Here is a 16,942-nt window from a genome sequence, read left to right on the forward strand (position 1 = left end):
GCCCGTTTGCCGAAGGCAGACCTATGGTTTGACGGGGCGGGCGCTTTGCGTCCGCCCCTCGGTTCGGGCGCGATGGTGGCTTTAGGGCAGCTAAGTCTCGCGTACCGGCCCCTCCTGCCAAATCCTACCAGTCAAAAACGGTCGTTTCGGTAGGTCAGCCCGTTAAAGCCGCACACCGGTGCCCTGCAAAACACCATGTTCCAGCGCATAGCGTGTCAGCCCGGCGGTGCTGGAAATGCCCAGTTTGCGTTTGATGTTCTTGCGGTGGGTTTCAACTGTGCGCACGGAAATCTCAAGCGCCACAGCCACCTCCTTGTTGGATTTGCCCGCCGCCAGTTGCAGCAAAATCGTCTGCTCCCGTTCGGTCAACGCCTCGCGCGGCTCGCCGTCTTTGGGCGCGATAGAGCCCTGCGCGCCGGTGCAAAGATATTGCTTGCCCTGCATTACCGTATCAATCGCCAGCTTGATCTCATCGGTCGGCACGTCCTTGAGAAGATAGCCTTTGGCACCATGGCTCAGGGCCGAGGAGATATATTCAGGGCTGTCATGCATGGTCAGGATCACGACCCGAGTGCCGGGGCGACGCTCCAGCACCATTTCGGTGGCGGTCAGCCCGCCGATCTCGGGCATGTTCAGATCCATCAAGATCACATCGGGAGCCAACGTATCCAGACGGTCCATCAGGTTGCGTCCATTGGATGCGGTCCCGACCACGGCCACATCGTCATAGCTTTCGAGGATCGATTGAATGCCCTCGGCAACCATTGGATGGTCGTCGACAATCAGAACTTTGGTTTTCTCGGTCATTCCGCGGCAACCTTTGTTGGTTTGGCCTCTGTCTTTTCAGGCGGCAACAGATGCGTCAATGGCACGGTGGCCTCAATCGTCGTTCCGCCGCCTTTTGCTTCAATCAGTCGCAGTGTCCCGCCCAACTGGTCCATGCGTTCTTGCATGTTGCGCAGGCCCAATCCGGAAGATCCGGCGCTGCGGCCCGTGGTCAGCCCCTTGCCGTTGTCGGTGATCCGCAGCGTACCGCCCCGCCGGTGGCCGCGCAGATCAATTTCGACCCGTGTTGCCCCCGAATGCCGCTCCACGTTTGTCAGGGCTTCTTGGGCAATGCGGTAGAGCGCGATCTTGGCGTCATTGTCCAGCCGGTTGCGGAACACCACGGTTTCAAAGGTGCAGATGATCCCGGTGCGGGCCTCGAATTCCTCGGTCAGGGTCTTGATGGCCGGGCCAAGGCCCAGATCGTCAAGGGCACCGGGACGCAGATCGCGGCTGATCCGGCGCACTTCGGAAATCGCATCGGCGAGGGTGGTGATCCCCTTGTTGAGCGGCTCTTCCGCGGCCGGATCACCCCGTTCCAAGCGCCGTCGCGCGTTGTCCAGCGCATAGCGCACGCCGACGAGGATCTGGCTGATCCCGTCATGCAATTCCCGCGCCACCCGTCCGCGTTCCTCTTCTTGCGCGTCAAACACCCGCAAGGTCAGTTTCTTGAGCTTGGCATCCGCCAGCCGCCGTTCATGCAGGTTAACGAACATCCCCGTGGCAAAAACCACCAGAAGCGCCAGCAGGGTAATCCCGCCAATATAAACAAAGGTCCGTTGCACGCGGGCCTCGACATCGGCGCGGGCGTTGGCAACCGAGGCCAGAACGTCATCAATGAACACGCCTGTGCCAACGGCCCACTGCCAGGAGGGAAAGGAGGTTACATAGGTGATCATCCGCGCCTCTTTGCCGGTCGATGGCTTGGGCCAGAGATAACTGTGATAGCCTGCACCGGAACGGGCAATGCGGATCAATTCATCCACCACCGGCGTGCCCTCGCTGTCGGTCAGCCCGGTCCAGTTCTGGTTGATCCTTTCTGTCTGGCGCGGGCTCACGATCGCGTTGCCGTCATAATCGTAGACAAAGAATTGCCCGTCATCGCCATAGATCATCGCGGACAGAATCTGTGTCACCTGCGCCTTGGCCGCATCATCGTCGGGCGCGGCGCGGCCATAGACAAAGTAGAACCCGTTGCGCGCCTGCGTGACGTAATTGTGCAGCTCGGCCTTCTTGGCCTCGATCAACTGGGTCTCAAGGGTGGTGATCTCACGCTCTGCCAATGCCCGTGCCTGCAAAGCAACGATCATCGCGATCGCCGCCACCGCCGCAATCAGCGGGACCGTGGCCAGCAGAGTGAGCTTTTGCGCATAGCTGGGGGAGAGAAAGGAAAGCGGGCGACGCATATTGATTCGATACGCCGAATCTGCGCCGAATCAAAGCCCCGAGAGGTTGTGATCCCCCTTTGGCGGGGGTGCCAATCGCTCAAATTCCCGGTTTTCGGTCAAAAAACTTTACCGAATCTACGATTCCGAGCCTCCCTATACGTAGTAGTAGGTATTTCAAAAACAGCAGCGCCCGTTACTGTAGCGTCACTTGAAGCGACCTGTGCGTGCGGAAATGCGCGTCGGGCGCGGTAATTTGGGAGGAGTATCCAATGGATCGTCGTTCATTTCTGAAGACATCTGCACTTGGCGGGACAGCCGCCGCAGCCACAACGCTGGCAGCACCTGCGTATGCACAAGGCAAGCGCACACTGACAATGGTAACATCTTGGCCACGCGGTTTCGCCGTTCTGGACGATGCGGCCACATACCTGAACAACATGGTCAACGAGATGTCTGACGGCACTCTGACCATCGACAAGAAAGCACCGGGCGAACTGGTTGGCGCTTTCGAAGTGTTTGACGCGGTATCCTCCGGTCAGGCCGACATGTACCACTCCGCCGATTACTATTATATCGGCCAGCACCCAGCCTATGCTTACTATACAGCCGTTCCATTCGGCGGCACAGCGCAAGAGCTGACAAACTGGTACCACCACGGCGGCGGCCATGAGCTGCACAACGAGCTGGGCGAGATCTTCAACCTGAAGTCCTTCCTTGCTGGTAACTCCGGTTCCCAGTCCGGCGGTTGGTTCCGCAAGGAAATCAGCTCCGCAGCGGACTTCAACGGTCTGAAATTCCGTATGCCTGGCCTCGGTGGCAAGGTTCTGGGCAAACTGGGCGCATCCGTTCAGAACATCCCGGGCGGCGAACTCTATCAAGCTCTGTCTTCGGGTGCTCTTGACGGTCTGGAGTGGGTTGGCCCGTTCGCCGACGAACGCGCCGGTTTCCAGGAAGTTGCCAAAGTGTACTACACTGCGGGCTTCCACGAGCCAGGCTCCGGTCTTGCATGCGCTGTGAACCTGGACGTGTTCAACGAGCTGTCACCAGCGCACCAGAAGATCATCGAATATTCCACAATGGCGACAACCCACGTGCAGCTGGCCGAAACGCTGGCCAACAACGGTGCCGCACTGGCGCGTCTGCAGCAGCAGGGTGTGAAAACCATGCAGTTCACAGACGACGTTTGGGATGCATTCGGCGCGGCTTCAAAAGAGGTCATGGACGAGAACATGGGCGACGAGCTGTTTGCAAGAACACGCGAAAGCTTCGAAGCGTCGCTGACGTCTTCTGCCGAATGGCTGTCGAAGTCTGACGCATTCTACGTAGAGCAGCGTGAGCGCGTACGTAACGCAGGCTAAGTGCCGATACTGATTTTTTCGGGGGCTGCATGATCTGCGGCCCCCGGATGCTGACACCAAAACGCGTTTAACGGCCAAAAGGCCGAAACACAGGTGCTTGTGCATGGGGCCAAAGAGGGGCGCCGCGCAATGCGAGGGGGATCATATGGCCGATGAAGTGATGTGTTCGGGGTTTTTCCGGGCGGCGGAGGGTGCAAAACTCAGCTGTCTCGACAAATTCCAAGACGGTGGTTTCGTCCAATTTGTGACGGGCAACATACTGGAGTCCTTTTATAACTTCTTTGCCGCCTTGCTCAATCCGGGCATGTGGCTGGACTGGTCCAACAAAGAAGCCCTGATGCGGTTCATCTATTACGGGGCATCGGTTGAGCTGTTCTTTGTTTTGACGACGTTCCTCATCCTGTTGACCATCGTCGGCATGTGGAAGCGCGAGATCATGTGGTCTTACGTGCGCGGGCTGGAATGGTTCAACAACTCGGTGGGCCGTCTGTTTGCATGGGCCGGTCTGCTGATGGTGCTGCAACAGATCATCATCGTTTTCCTGCAACGGATCTTTACCCGGCCCGATATCTCCATCGGTTTCGGTATCCCGCTGCAATTCGATATCTCCTGGTTTGCCGAAGAGCTGAAACTTTTCAATGCCTTGGTGGTCACTCTTTGTGTGGCTTATACCTTTGTGCAGGGCGGGCATGTCCGGGTTGACCTGTTCTATGCCGGGGCCAAGTTCCGCACCAAGAAGATCGTCGATATGTTTGGCGCGATCTTCTTTATGATCCCGTTTGTAACGGTGACATGGCTTTACGGCTGGTTCTTCATGTGGCGGCATCTGGTGACACCAAACCCATCCGCCTCGGACCGGCTTGATCTGCTGTTGCGCAAATCGCGTTTGCTGAAATGGAATGTGGAAACCATCGGTTTCTCGCCCAATGGTTTCAACGGTTATTTCCTGTTCAAGGTTCTGCTTTGCGCCTTCTGTGTGATGGTTCTGCTGCAAGCCCTGGCGGTGTTTTACCGCAGCTGGTGCGAGTTCCGCGAAGGGCCTGAATCCGAAAACAAATACCTCGACCGCGATACGCTGGGCGAGGGTGAAGAAGCCTACGAAGGCACACATTAATCTAAGGGAGTAGACCTGATGCTATTTGGTCTCGACGGGGTCGAAATTGGCCTGATCATTGTTTTTGTGTGTCTCTTCGGGGGCATCCTGTCCGGCTTTCCGGTGGCCTTTGCCATCGGCGGGGCCGGCATCATCTCCTTCGGGATCATTGCCGCGCTCGACAGTGCGGGTCTGATGATCCATCAGGCGATTGACACATCCTCGCAAGCCTACCGCGATCTGGTCAATTCCGGCGTCAAGGATGATGCGATATCGCTGTTCAGGTATCCCGATCTGCCGCGCGTGGCGGAATCGGTGTTCCCGGCCGGTTGGGAAACCGCGCTGGACCGGAACGTGTCTTTCATCGTGAACCGGATGAACGAACGGGTTCTGGCGGGCCAGTCGATTGAGACGCTGCTGGCGGTTCTGATGTTCGTGCTGATGGGGATCACGCTGGAACGCTCCAAGATCGCCAATGATCTGCTGACCACGATGGCGCGGGTGTTTGGCCCGCTGCCCGGCGGTCTGGCCGTGTCGATCGTGGTTGTGGGCGCCTTCCTTGCCGCCTCCACCGGGATCGTGGGGGCAACGGTTGTGACCATGGGCCTGCTGGCCCTGCCAACCATGTTGCGCAACAATTATTCGCCAGAGATCGCCACTGGCGTGATCGCGGCCTCCGGCACCTTGGGGCAGATCATTCCGCCCTCAATTGTGATCGTTCTGCTGGGCACGCTGGCGGGGGATCTGTATTCCGCCGCACAAGAGGCGCGTGCAACTTCGGTCGGCTGTACCGATGCCTTGACCTATCTGGGCGAGCCTGCGGTGGTCTCCGTTGGCACCCTGTTCCAGGCGGCATTGCTGCCGGGGATCATGCTGGCCCTGCTTTATGCGCTTTATGCCTTTGGCTACGCGCTGCTGAACCCGGACAAAGCCCCGGCCGTGCCCATGGGCGCAACCAATTCGGAGCCTGTCACACGTGGCGAAGCCTTTACATGGTTTGTTGGCGCACCTGTTCTGTTGATCGTCGGGACCATCTTCCTGGGCAACATGGGTATTGTGGGCAGCCAGAACACCACGGTGTCGTCCTTCTCCGAAATCGGTGACGCGGCAAGCCTGCGCACGAATGTCGGCGATGAATGCAAGGCCGCGATGATTGAACTGCATGGTCAAGAGGCATGGGATGCCGCAATCCAGCAGCAGGTTGATATCGATGCATCCGGCGGCATCAAAGCCAGTGAAAAACTCTCCGAAGAGGCCTTTGCCGAAAAGCAGGCCGCGAAGGTGGCAGCCGCAGCCCCCATCGGGACAGGTGTTGCGATCCTTCTGATCCTGCTGTCGCTGTTCCTGACCACGGGCCGCGGCGTTTCGCCATCATCGGAGACCCGTCCGCTGATCATCGGCGGCATCGGTGTGGTGCTGGCGGTGCTGGTGGACATTGTATTGATCTCGCCGCTGACCTCGCCGGGAACCACGGTTGTGCTGATGCTGATCCCATTTGCGTTGATCATGTACGGCGTGGTCTATGCGACGGGGCTGTGTGCCAGGAACGAATTGATCCGCGTGGTGTTCCCGCCGCTGGTTCTGATCGTGGCAGTTCTGGGGTCGATCCTTGGCGGCATCACCAACCCGACACCGGCTGCGGCGCTGGGTGCGGGCGGGGCCATCATGCTGGCCGCTTATCGCAAGCTGCGGGACCAGGACCGTTCACCCAAGGTGATCATCTGGTCCACGCTGGCGATCATCGTCTGTATCCTTGTCGGGGTGAACTTTGACCTGCGGATCAACCAAGAGGGTGTGAGTTTTGAAAGCTGGTTTGCCTTCTTTGTGGCCTATGGCGCCTATCTCTATGCGGTCTTTGGTCTGCTGTTCTCCTGCTGGATCCTTTACACCTCCGGTGTTCTGACGCCGGTGGTGCGCGAAACCGCCAAAGTGACCTCAATGGTGTTTACCATCCTCATCGGGTCGCAGCTGCTGAACCTCGTCGTCATCAGCTTTGGCGGTGAGCATTACATCCAGCAATTCCTTAAGTCGTTTGACAATGAGCTGACGGTGTTCCTGATCGTGATGCTGGTGCTGTTTGTTCTGGGCTTCGTGCTGGATTTCCTTGAGATCATCTACATCGTGATCCCGATTGTCGGGCCGGTTATCTATGGCGGTACATTTGATCCCAAATGGGTGACCATCATGATCGCGGTCAACCTGCAAACCTCGTTCCTGACACCGCCTTTCGGTTTTGCCCTGTTCTATCTGCGCGGGGTGGCCCCGGCGAGCGTGACCACAGCGCATATCTACCGCGGTATCATCCCGTTTGTGTTGATCCAGGTGGCGGGTCTGGCGATCTTGTGGTTCTTCCCGTCGATTGTGACCATTGTGCCGGATCTGATCCCGAATTGATCTGGGATGGTTTGATCCACGGTTGAAACAAAAAGAGAGGGCGCCATAGGCGCCCTCATTTGATTCAAGATGTAAGTGGGGGCCAGCCCCCGTCCTGCGGACTCCCCCGGAATATTTAAGAGCCAAAAAGGGGGAAAGATCAGCGGCGGCTGCGGGCCATGTCAGGCAGGGCGATATTGGCAACTTGTTCCGCAATAGGGTCCGTACTGAGCGGGTGCTGTTCTGGCATGAAGGTGTCGGGATCGCGCATCTTTTGCCAGCGTCCGCCAATGTAGACCTCAAGCCCGGAGAACTTGGCCTTATAGCCCATCTTGGGGCTGCCCGGCACCCAATAGCCCAAGTAGACGTAGGGCAGGCCTGCGGTGCGGGCGATCTCGATATGGTCGAGGATGATGTGGTTGCCCAGCCCGTCGCGGGGGCGGTCGGGCGTGTAGAAGGAATAGACCATGCTGACCCCGTCGCCCAACACATCGGTCAGGCAGACGCCCACCAGATCGCCCGTGTCTTGATCCACATATTCAATCACGCGGCTGCGGATCGGGGTTTCCTCGATCATGGCGGCAAATTCGAACACATCCATATCTGCCATTCCGCCATCCGCATGGCGGCTGTCGAGATACCGGCGGAAAAGGTCATATTGGTCTTCGGTCGCCCAGGGCGAGGTGGCCCGGCGCATCAGCGCCTTGTTGCGCTTAATGATACGTTTTTGGCTTTTGCTTGGGCTGAAGGCGGAGACGTCGATCCGTGCAGACAGGCAGGAGGCGCAATCGGCGCAGGACGGGCGGTAGAGCACATTTTGTGACCGGCGGAACCCTTGCGCAGACAGGCTGTCGTTCAGCTCGGTCGCCGCTTCGCCCTGCAGGGCGGTGAACAGCTTTCTCTCCATCCGGTCCTCAAGATAGGGACAGGGTTGCGGCGCAGTTACATAGAACTGCGGAGTGAGCGGCAAAGAGTGGCGCATGAGACATCCGATTGTTGCGAAAGGATGATAACAACCGGTCCTCCATGCGCCAAGACACGTTTTAATAAAATGCGATCAATCAGCGGCGCCGGTTCATCGGCACGGTGCCCAGCACCATATCGGTGAGGCCCTGTGCGCGGGCCGTGGTGCAGATCAGCACGATCGAGATCAGTTGCAACGGCGCAAAGGCGATGGAGATACTATAGCCCAGCGTATGCAGAAAGGCGGTGCCAAGATCCAGGGCCTCATCATCGCGGGTCCGGATTTCCATCGACATCAGCCGCATCCCCCAAGTGGCAGAGCCATTGGCGAGGGTGATCACCCGATAAGCAAAGCCCGTGACCAGCATCAGCAGCGGAAAGAAAAACAGGCCGGTAAAGGCGGTGAACGGCACGATCACCAGGCACAGGACAAAGATCAGGGCTGCGTCAATGAGCCATGCAAACAACCGCTTGGCCGGGATGCCTTCGTAAAATTGGGGATGCAGATCTGGGTCTGGGGTCATCTGTTTGGTTCCTTGGGAAAATGCCCCCCGGCAGGACCGGGAGGCGTGGGGAGGCTTGTGCAGATCAGGCGTCTGCCGTGTCGTCCTTGGATTTTGCGCGGTCGTTCATGAACTGGTCGAATTCGGCCTTGTCCTTGGCTTCGCGCAGACGTTCCAGAAAGGCTTCGAAGTTGTTCTGCTCTTCTTCGAGGCGGCGCAGGGTGTCGGCCTTGTAGGCGTCAAAGGCGCTGTTGCCGGTGCTACGGGTGGACATCATGTGGCGGCTGCCACGGCGGGCGCAGGATTTTCCAGAAAACATGCGTTTACTCCAGATCATGTACATCAAAAGGGCAAGGCCAACGGGCCAGAAGAAGATAAAACCAAGGACCATGGCGGCGATCCAGGCGCCTTTGCCTTTGTCATCCAGCCAGGCTTCGGAGCGGGCGAACCAGCTTTGCCGCGGGGCGTAGGTTTGTTCGGAAGTGATCGTGGTCATCAAATATGCCTTTCAGTTCGGGGTGAAGGCCGCCGGTGCGGCCCGTCTGCGAAAGGGCTATGTGAATGCCTTTCACATTACATAGATTGGCATTTATCGGGTCTCTTGCAAGGGCTTATGTGAATGGTTTTTACATTTATTTATAAAGTGTATTAATTTCAGATGCTTGCAATGTGAAAATAGTGATCCGTTGCTGTGGGTGAAATGCATGAACCGGTCCCATCGTCGCCTGTAAGGCCCCTTATGTACCCTTCGAATACTGCTTGAAGCTGATTTCTGTGGACGGTTAGGGGGCTCGACCTGACAAAATGCCGTTGATGTCTGCTATGCGGGACAGAGTTGTCGTTTAAGAAGTGCGGTCCAACGTCGGTTTTGGAGAGCCTCCCTCTGGCTGGTCACAGCGTTCCTTATGCCACCGATCAAGTTAGAGGGCTGTTGCAAGATAGGGATGCAGACCGTCAGGCAATTCGAACTCGCCGTACCCTGACAAATGCTGCACTTCAAAGCCTGCTTTTTCCAGCATTCTGCATATCTGGGTAGGCTCGTAGGTATGCAAGCGGTGAACTTCGTTGGATTTCTCCCAAGCATTGTCGCGCTGAGTAAACGTAACGATTTTTCGGGTGATAATGTCGTCTTTCGCAATGGCCTGCATGGCAACAAAGCTATCTGCTTGTTCAGACCAGACGTATTCGCCCTTCCTATGGCGTTTGGGGCCAGCGCAATCGAAAAGGAACTGACCTCGCACTGGTAGGCTTTCGCGAGCACGACGAAATAGGTTCTCTAGAGCGCCGGGTCCTCCAGAGGCTGTAGCATAGTTCACAACCTCGCCAATTGCAGCAATCGCATCGACGGCGCCAAAGTCTGTGGAAAGTATATCGCATTGTTCAAAGCGCCCGGTGGGCACACGTTGCCGGGCGATAGACAACAGTTCAGCCGAAAGGTCGATACCGTAGACCTCATGTCCATCAGCCGTGAGCAGGAAAGAAAGCGGTCCGGCACCACAGCCAAGGTCCAGGACGCGCCCGGCAGTTGGCATCAGCGACAAAAGTACTTCAGCAGCAGCACGAGCCAAGGCTTCATGATGCTTTGCATGTATGGCCGCAAGGTCGCGCGCGTAGAACAATTCAGATGAAGTCATTCACTTAGAACACCCTAATGTAGGCAAATTTGTAGCCAGCCCAAGCGCAATAGCTGCCGCTCGTTCACCTTGCAACATCATGAAGGTTTTGAGGTCAAGGCCGACATCTGATAATTTTGGTAGGCCATCCGCCTGCAAAGTCCCAAATTCTCTTCCCAGTTCCAGACGCTTGATTTGGCGCTTCAATTTTGCTAAGGCTCTGTTATTACGGCTGTAATCTCTTTCTGGGAAGAGAATGCCGAACTGGGAAGCCCATTTCCCAGTTCACAGCGCTAAATTCCACCCATAAGGCCACTTATGTACCCTTCGAATGCCGTTCAAAGCCCTATTTAAATGGGGTTTGAGGGCGGGCAGGGGCTTTGCAGGAATATTTGTCATAGATTTACAGGATACGTTGCAGAGGGCTGATTTGGGCTCATTTGCAAGACTTCCTGCAATTCAGCCATTTTTACCTGCGCTTGTTTGAGGCCCTTTTTTATAGGGCCCATCCGGCTTTTTCCGCCCTCATCCGGGGTCTTCCGCTTACTGCAATACTTGGTGTCACACTACATCGGCATGACAAAGTGCCGTTAATGTCGGCTATGCTGGACGGAGCTGGCGTTCAGAAACTACAAAGAGGTTTCGGCGGAAATGCCGTCACTCCAAATGAGCGGGTCATCATTTATTGCCTGTGCGACCTTCAGAAGATTTTTGCGAATCTCACTCTCGCTTGTTTCAACACCCAACCCCATGCAATCGGTCTCAATAAAGAATAGATACTCGACAACCTCCGCTAGAGCGCATTGATTTCGCAGCATTACTGCTGCTTTGATCAGATAGGCGTCATATTCATCTGCAAAGGTTTCTTCCCTCCAGATACCCGAATTTCCATCCAAACCGATTGGGTCCCACAGAGACCATCCAATTTCTCTTAGCCTTATAAGTTCAAGTCTTGGGAGTTTTTCGCTCATTTTTGTAACATGAATGACCGCCACCAATGTGGCAACGAGCAATGGCTCAAAACTGGGGACTTTGGCCTCACAGCCGACATCTGACAGTTTCGGTCTGACTTGCCAACTGGTAGGCTGTGGGCACGACAAAAGGGAGGCCGCAAGTTGCTTCGAAAGTACCTGACTGCCAGAAGTATTGATTTTAAGATCATTGTTGGTTTCTGGCTTGTATTCTTATGCCTTCACCTATCGTTCCCAGAGGGTTTTGGCGTCCGAAGTGTGGATCGGGCCATTGTTGGAGGGCTTTATTTTGGCGGACCGGTAGCTTTGCTTCTTGATGTGGTAACCTTCTGCATCCGTCGCAGGTAGATGGTAGCTGGGAAGCAACAAAAAGGAGCCAATGTTGGTCCTGCGGACAAAGTGACACTGTTGACCACCTTGCAATCATTACCTCCAAATCTTAACGGTCCAACCGCTGATAGTTTCTTTTGTGGCAGAGGATCAAAGGTGTAAATTTGTCTGCGCGCTCTGAAAAGGCTGTGACATGCGTGTTTTTTTAAGTTGGGTAGTCGAGCGTTCCCTTGAAGTTGTGCTTGTAACTGCGTTCATTCATGCAAAGTTTTCCGAGCCAACCAGATTTGAGCTGTTCGAAATCGTGGAAACATCGAGCAAGTTCGCTCTCTTTCCTGCTCTATTTTACGTGATGTCTGGTTACATTTTTTCCTGCGTGTATTTTGGGTTAGTGAGGAGGCGGCCTGATGCTTTTGACCATGTAAAGATGATGATGATCGCATACACCGCCCACGCCTTCTTTTTCTTAGCAATTTCATCGTCAGAGATCGAAAGCCTTACATTTGAGATCGCTGGTGTAGGCCTGCTTGTGGTGACAGTTTCTAGCCTGATTGGGGCTCAAATCGCAAAAACACCAGCTCATTGATTTGGTGAAGTCTAACTGATGCAGTTACATTTCTTTCTCGCTATTCTGCACCTGAGAAACATTAAGTTTGAGAGGCGTTGGCTTTTTAGGACAGCGATGGGTCTGCTATGGGCTCATAGCCTACATCTGACAGTTTCGGTAGGCTTTGCCGACTGGTAGGGTGGGGCACGACATAAAGGAGCGGCAGGCGAATGTCGGCTATGCGGACAAAGCTGCCCTTAAAGAACCACCGCGCCCGAACCGAGGGACAGGAAGCAAAGCGCCCGCCCCGTCAAACCGTAGGTTTGCCTTTGGCAAAACGGGGCGGTTCGGGCGCGGCCAAATCGGTGATTTGGCAATTCGGCTTCATCTCCTAGGGTATCTTTGAGCTTATACCCCGCATCCGAGGGCTTCGCTTGGCCGTCCACCCAAATAATCCGCGTGTTTTCCTTTTCTGTGCGGGAAAGGGTATGTCTTCTAAATCACCTTAAAATTAGCCAGTTGCGCGCCCGAAATGCGCAGCATCTCCTTTGGCGCCAAGCCGAACACATGATGCGGGGTGCCGGCGGCGGCCCAGATCATGTCAAACTCCAGCAAAGTCCGGTCAAACCACGCCCGCGCCGGATTGATGTGGCCAACAGGGGAAACCCCGCCGATGGCAAAGCCGGTTTGCGCGCGGATCAGGGCGGCGTCGGCCTTGCCCAACGGCTCTCCGGCGAGGGCGGCAGCAGCGGTCAGATCCACCTGTTGCCCGCCCGCGGTCACAAACAGAACAGCCTCGCCGCTGGTCTCGCCGCGCAGCACGATGGATTTGGCGATTTGATCCACTGTGCAGCCGAGTGCCGCAGCGGCGTCGGCTGCGGTCCGTGCCAGTGCGGTTTCACGGATATCTGCGGTGACATTTGCCGCATCCAATGCGGCGCGAACGCGTTTCAGGCTCTTGCTCATGGCGCGACACTGACGCAAAGCTAGTGGCATGACAACATCCCATCTTTCCAGCCAGATCACCCGTACACCCCGCATTTTTGATGAGGGCCGCGCCGCCGATGCCGGCCCTCTGATTGACGGGTTTGACCCTTCGGTTGCGGCGCTGATCAAAGGGGCTGTTTCGACCGCGCCCTATCTCATGGGCCTGCTGGAACGCGAGGCCGATTGGTTGCGCGGCGCGGTGGAAGATCCTGACACTGCGGTGGATCAGGTGATTGCAGGCGTGGCGGAGCTTGCGGCGTCTGATCTGGCCGATGGGCTGCGTCGGGGGAAACGGCGGGTGGCCCTGATGGCGGCGCTGGCGGATCTGGGCGGCGCTTGGTCGCTCGAACAGGTGACCGGCGCCTTGACCGATTATGCCGATGCGGCCTGCGGTGCGGCCCTGCGCGGCGGATTGGCGGCGCAGATCCGGCGCGGCAAGATGCCGGGGCTGACCGAAAACGATCTGCACGACGCAGGCGGCATGGTGGTGCTTGCCATGGGCAAGATGGGCGCGCATGAGCTGAATTATTCCTCCGACATTGATCTGATTTGCCTGTTTGACGAAACCCGCTTTGACCCGGATGATTTTCACGAGGCCCGCACCGGGTTTGTCCGTGCAACCCGCGCGATGAGCGGGACGCTGAGTGATCTGACCAGCGAAGGATATGTGTTTCGCACCGATTTGCGCCTGCGCCCCGATCCGGCGGTCACCCCGGTCTGTATGGCGATGGAGGCGGCGGAACGTTATTATGAGTCGCTGGGCCGGACATGGGAACGCGCAGCCTATATCAAGGCGCGGCCAGCGGCAGGCGACCTGGTGGCGGGTGACAGATTCCTCAAGGCTCTGCGGCCCTTTGTCTGGCGGCGGCATCTGGATTTTGCGGCCATTCAGGACGCCCATGACATGCGACTGGCGATCCGTGAGCACAAGGGGCTGGGCGGGCCGATCACCTTGCCGGGGCACAATATGAAACTGGGGCGCGGCGGCATTCGCGAGATCGAGTTTTTCACTCAGACCCGCCAGTTGATTGCAGGCGGGCGCGATCCGGATCTGAGGTTGCGCGGCACCTGTGAGGGCTTGTCTGTCTTGGCGGACAAGGGCTGGGTGCCGCCGGATGTTGCGCAGGTTCTGGCCGATAACTATCGCTATCACCGCACGGTGGAACACCGGGTTCAGATGGTGCGCGATGCCCAGACCCACAATCTGCCGCAATCGCCCGAAGGTTTTGCGCGGCTTGCCGCGATGATGGACAAAGACGTGCCGGAGCTTGAGGCAGAACTGCACGCGCGGCTCAGTGCGGTACATGAGCTGACCGAAGGGTTCTTTGCCGCCTCCCGCGCCCCTGCGCCCGACGCGGCCAAGGAGGCCGCCGCCGATCATGTGTTTGATCATCAGGTGTTGGATCGCTGGCAAAGCTATCCGGCGCTCCGCTCTGAACGCGGGCTGGAGATCTTTGAGCGTCTGAAACCGGATCTTCTGGCGCGGTTGGCACGGGCGGCAAAACCGGACGAGGCGTTGCTGGCCTTTGATGGCTTTCTCGCCGGATTGCCCGCTGGGGTGCAATTGTTCTCACTGCTCAAGGCAAACCCGCAATTGGCCGATCTGTTGATTGACATCGTCAGCACCTCACCGGCCCTGGCGGTGCACCTGTCGCGCAACGCCGGCGTGTTTGATGCGGTCATTGGCGGCGATTTCTTCAGCGATTGGCCGGGGCAGGCGGGACTGACCGAGATGCTCGCTGAAACACTGGCGGCAGAGCCGGACTATGAGGCGCAGCTGGACGGCACCCGCCGTTGGGCCCGTGAATGGCATTTTCGGATCGGGGTCCATCTGTTGCGTGGTCTCATTGATGCAGCGACCGCAGGCCGGCAATATGCGGAACTGGCCCGCGCGGTTCTCACCGCGCTTTGGCCTGTGGTCACGGCACAATTTGCCCTGCGCCATGGTCCGCCGCCGGGGCGCGGTGCGGTGCTGCTGGGCATGGGCTCGCTTGGGGCCGGGCGTCTGACCGCGACCTCCGATCTGGACATGTTGGTGATCTATGATCCGGACGGGCAGGACAGCTCTGAAGGTAAGCGCCCGCTGGCCTCAAGGCTCTATTATGCGCGGCTGACCCAGGCGATGATCACCGCCATGACCGCCCCGATGGCGCAGGGGCGCTTGTACGAAGTTGATATGCGGCTGCGACCGTCGGGCAATCAAGGGCCGGTGGCCACCAGCCTGTCCAGTTTTGAAAGCTATCAAAAGGAGGAGGCCTGGGTCTGGGAACATCTGGCGCTGACACGGGCCGATGTGGTGGCCGGACCGCCGGGATTGGCCGCAGATGTTGCTGCCCTTTGCGCGGACATTCTCAAGACCGGACGTCCAAGCGATCAGATCCTGCCCGAGGTCGCCCAGATGCGCCTGCGCATCGCCGCTGCCAAAGCCCCCGATGGCCCCTTTGACGCCAAGATCGGGGCAGGGCGCTTGCAGGACATCGAATTGTTTGCCCAAGCCGGAGCCTTGATGGCGGGTCGCGCGGCCCACGACATTTCCGACGGTCTTAGCGCGGCAGAGGCATCACAGGTGATCTCGGAAAGCCAACGTACCGCGCTGCAACAGGCCTATGACCAATGTTGGACCTTGCAATGCGCCGGTCGGCTCTTGTCCGCAAATCCGGTACGATCGGACAAATTGGGGCAGGCGGGCGAAAAATTCCTCGCCAGAACGTTGGGATGCGACACTTTCGCCGATCTTGAGGCGCAAATGACCCAGACCTATGCCCGCGCGGCCGAAATGATCGACGCGGCCCTGCCGGCGCCGCCGACAACCCAAGCCAACGAGGCGACATGAAAAAAGGTGATGAAATGGATCCGAAAGGACTGATTTTCGAAGCGTACCGGATGGATGGCATCTCGGCGGCGGAATGCCGGACGATCTTTCTTGACTGGGCGCTGTCCTTGCCATCAGGGCAGGATACGCTGAACAGTCTCGGGGTGCTTTTGGGCCGCTATGGGGATGACTTTCCCGATCACCCGATGACGCAGATCCTGACGGATGGGCGCACCACCATGACCGCCCCGCGCCGCCGCGGCGGTTGGCGCAGCCGGACACGGAACTGATCCTTCGCCTGCGTTCCTGTGGGTCGTGCCGAACAAGCACCATTGAGGCAGCGGGCCACCCGGCGGACATCGGAACGCCCCGCTCTTTCACAGATTACGCCCAATTCTCGCCCTCATTGCCGGGCATTTGTTTCAATGTGAAGTGAAACAGCCTGCGGCGATGCGCCCAAGCGAGGATGACATGAAAACACTGAAACTGATCGGGGCACTGGCCCTGGGCGCGATGACCGCCGCCTGCGCCCAACTGCCGGATGTAACCAGCCGGAACGCACCGTTTGAGGCAACCGAACCCTTGCTGGGATCATCGCCCCTTGTAGCAGAATCGGTGGCGCAAAAGCAGTTGCCCTATTCGATGAATGTGACAGAGATCAACGTCCGCGCCCCGCGCAGCCTCAAAGTCTCCGAGGCCAACGTCTATTATCCACGCGGTGACATCGTTTGGCGCGGTGATCCGATTGGCGACCGCTATGAGCAGATCGAAGCCATCTTTGAAGAGGCTTTTGCCAGAGGCACGGCAAACATGAACGGCGCTGTTCCGGTGGTGCTGGACGTGGAAATCGCACGGTTCCATTCCGTCAGCGAGAAGACCCGCTATTTCGCCAGCGGCGTGCACAATATGGAGTTTATCCTAACTGTGCGCAGCGCCGATACCGGCATCGCACTGGCGCCGCCGCGCAAAGTCTCAGCGAACCTGCATGCATTTGGCGGGCAGGCCGCGATTGAGGCGGACCGGGCAGGGCACACACAAAAGGTTCGGGTCACCGGCTATCTTGCCCAGGTGATCCAGGAGGAGCTGGCCAAACCAAGCGTCTGATTGGCTGCGCATTGGGGGCAATGCGGGACCACAACAAAATCGGCGCTTTCGTTAAAGGCCAGAACCCACTAGAGG

General features: G+C 57.7%; 15 protein-coding genes. 7 read left to right on the forward strand and 8 right to left on the reverse strand.

Going from position 1 to position 16,942, the window contains the following annotated elements:
* Positions 1–162: 162 nt before the first annotated feature.
* Positions 163–807: a response regulator transcription factor gene (locus JNX03_RS03490; protein WP_203211059.1), complete on the reverse strand. Its 645-nt coding sequence runs from the start codon at positions 805–807 to the stop codon at positions 163–165.
* Entirely contained in the window at positions 804–2,231 is a 1,428-nt protein-coding gene (locus JNX03_RS03495; protein ID WP_203211060.1) for a cache domain-containing protein, read from the reverse strand. The genes JNX03_RS03490 and JNX03_RS03495 overlap by 4 nt, the downstream gene beginning before the upstream one ends.
* 251 nt (positions 2,232–2,482) lie before the next feature.
* On the opposite strand from JNX03_RS03495, the gene JNX03_RS03500 reads away from it, so the two are divergent.
* From JNX03_RS03500 to JNX03_RS03510, 3 genes are all read left to right on the forward strand, one after another.
* A complete protein-coding gene (locus JNX03_RS03500; protein ID WP_203211061.1) occupies positions 2,483–3,571 on the forward strand; it encodes a TRAP transporter substrate-binding protein in 1,089 nt (362 codons plus the stop codon).
* Positions 3,572–3,716: 145 nt separating this feature from the next.
* Complete coding sequence (locus JNX03_RS03505) at positions 3,717–4,685, forward strand: TRAP transporter small permease subunit (protein ID WP_203211062.1); 969 nt, start codon at positions 3,717–3,719, stop codon at positions 4,683–4,685.
* An 18-nt stretch (positions 4,686–4,703) separates the two neighbouring features.
* On the forward strand, positions 4,704–7,058 hold the full coding sequence (locus JNX03_RS03510) for a TRAP transporter large permease (RefSeq protein WP_203211063.1): 2,355 nt from the start codon (positions 4,704–4,706) through the stop codon (positions 7,056–7,058).
* 139 nt (positions 7,059–7,197) lie between these two features.
* Here the strand turns inward: JNX03_RS03510 and JNX03_RS03515 are convergent, their stop codons facing one another.
* The 5 genes from JNX03_RS03515 to JNX03_RS03540 form a co-directional block, all read right to left on the reverse strand.
* A complete protein-coding gene (locus tag JNX03_RS03515) occupies positions 7,198–8,019 on the reverse strand; it encodes an arginyltransferase (RefSeq protein WP_203211064.1) in 822 nt (273 codons plus the stop codon).
* A gap of 79 nt (positions 8,020–8,098) precedes the next feature.
* The gene (locus tag JNX03_RS03520; RefSeq protein ID WP_203211065.1) at positions 8,099–8,524 is read right to left on the reverse strand and encodes an RDD family protein; all 426 of its coding nucleotides are present in this window, start codon (positions 8,522–8,524) and stop codon (positions 8,099–8,101) included.
* A gap of 64 nt (positions 8,525–8,588) precedes the next feature.
* Positions 8,589–8,999, reverse strand: a complete 411-nt coding sequence (locus JNX03_RS03525; protein ID WP_203211066.1) for a DUF2852 domain-containing protein — start codon at positions 8,997–8,999, stop codon at positions 8,589–8,591.
* Between the two features lie 424 nt (positions 9,000–9,423).
* A complete protein-coding gene (locus JNX03_RS03530) occupies positions 9,424–10,137 on the reverse strand; it encodes a class I SAM-dependent methyltransferase (protein WP_203211067.1) in 714 nt (237 codons plus the stop codon).
* 608 nt (positions 10,138–10,745) lie between these two features.
* On the reverse strand, positions 10,746–11,087 hold the full coding sequence (locus JNX03_RS03540) for a hypothetical protein (RefSeq protein ID WP_203211069.1): 342 nt from the start codon (positions 11,085–11,087) through the stop codon (positions 10,746–10,748).
* A 523-nt stretch (positions 11,088–11,610) separates the two neighbouring features.
* On the opposite strand from JNX03_RS03540, the gene JNX03_RS03545 reads away from it, so the two are divergent.
* Complete coding sequence (locus JNX03_RS03545; RefSeq protein ID WP_203211070.1) at positions 11,611–12,003, forward strand: hypothetical protein; 393 nt, start codon at positions 11,611–11,613, stop codon at positions 12,001–12,003.
* 456 nt (positions 12,004–12,459) lie between these two features.
* On the opposite strand, the gene JNX03_RS03550 is transcribed toward JNX03_RS03545, so the two are convergent.
* Complete coding sequence (locus JNX03_RS03550) at positions 12,460–12,930, reverse strand: YbaK/EbsC family protein (protein ID WP_203211071.1); 471 nt, start codon at positions 12,928–12,930, stop codon at positions 12,460–12,462.
* A 28-nt stretch (positions 12,931–12,958) separates the two neighbouring features.
* Between JNX03_RS03550 and JNX03_RS03555 the strand changes: the two genes are divergently transcribed.
* The 3 genes from JNX03_RS03555 to JNX03_RS03565 all read left to right on the forward strand — a co-directional run bounded on the left by JNX03_RS03555 (position 12,959) and on the right by JNX03_RS03565 (position 16,867).
* A complete protein-coding gene (locus JNX03_RS03555; RefSeq protein ID WP_203211072.1) occupies positions 12,959–15,784 on the forward strand; it encodes a bifunctional [glutamine synthetase] adenylyltransferase/[glutamine synthetase]-adenylyl-L-tyrosine phosphorylase in 2,826 nt (941 codons plus the stop codon).
* The gene (locus tag JNX03_RS03560; protein WP_203211073.1) at positions 15,781–16,053 is read left to right on the forward strand and encodes a hypothetical protein; all 273 of its coding nucleotides are present in this window, start codon (positions 15,781–15,783) and stop codon (positions 16,051–16,053) included. The genes JNX03_RS03555 and JNX03_RS03560 overlap by 4 nt, the downstream gene beginning before the upstream one ends.
* A gap of 181 nt (positions 16,054–16,234) precedes the next feature.
* Positions 16,235–16,867, forward strand: coding sequence for a DUF6778 family protein (locus JNX03_RS03565; RefSeq protein WP_203211074.1), 633 nt, complete (start codon positions 16,235–16,237; stop codon positions 16,865–16,867).
* Positions 16,868–16,942: the final 75 nt, after the last annotated feature.

It is taken from the genome of Sulfitobacter mediterraneus (genome assembly GCF_016801775.1).
GTDB classification, from domain to species: Bacteria; Pseudomonadota; Alphaproteobacteria; order Rhodobacterales; family Rhodobacteraceae; genus Sulfitobacter; species Sulfitobacter mediterraneus_A.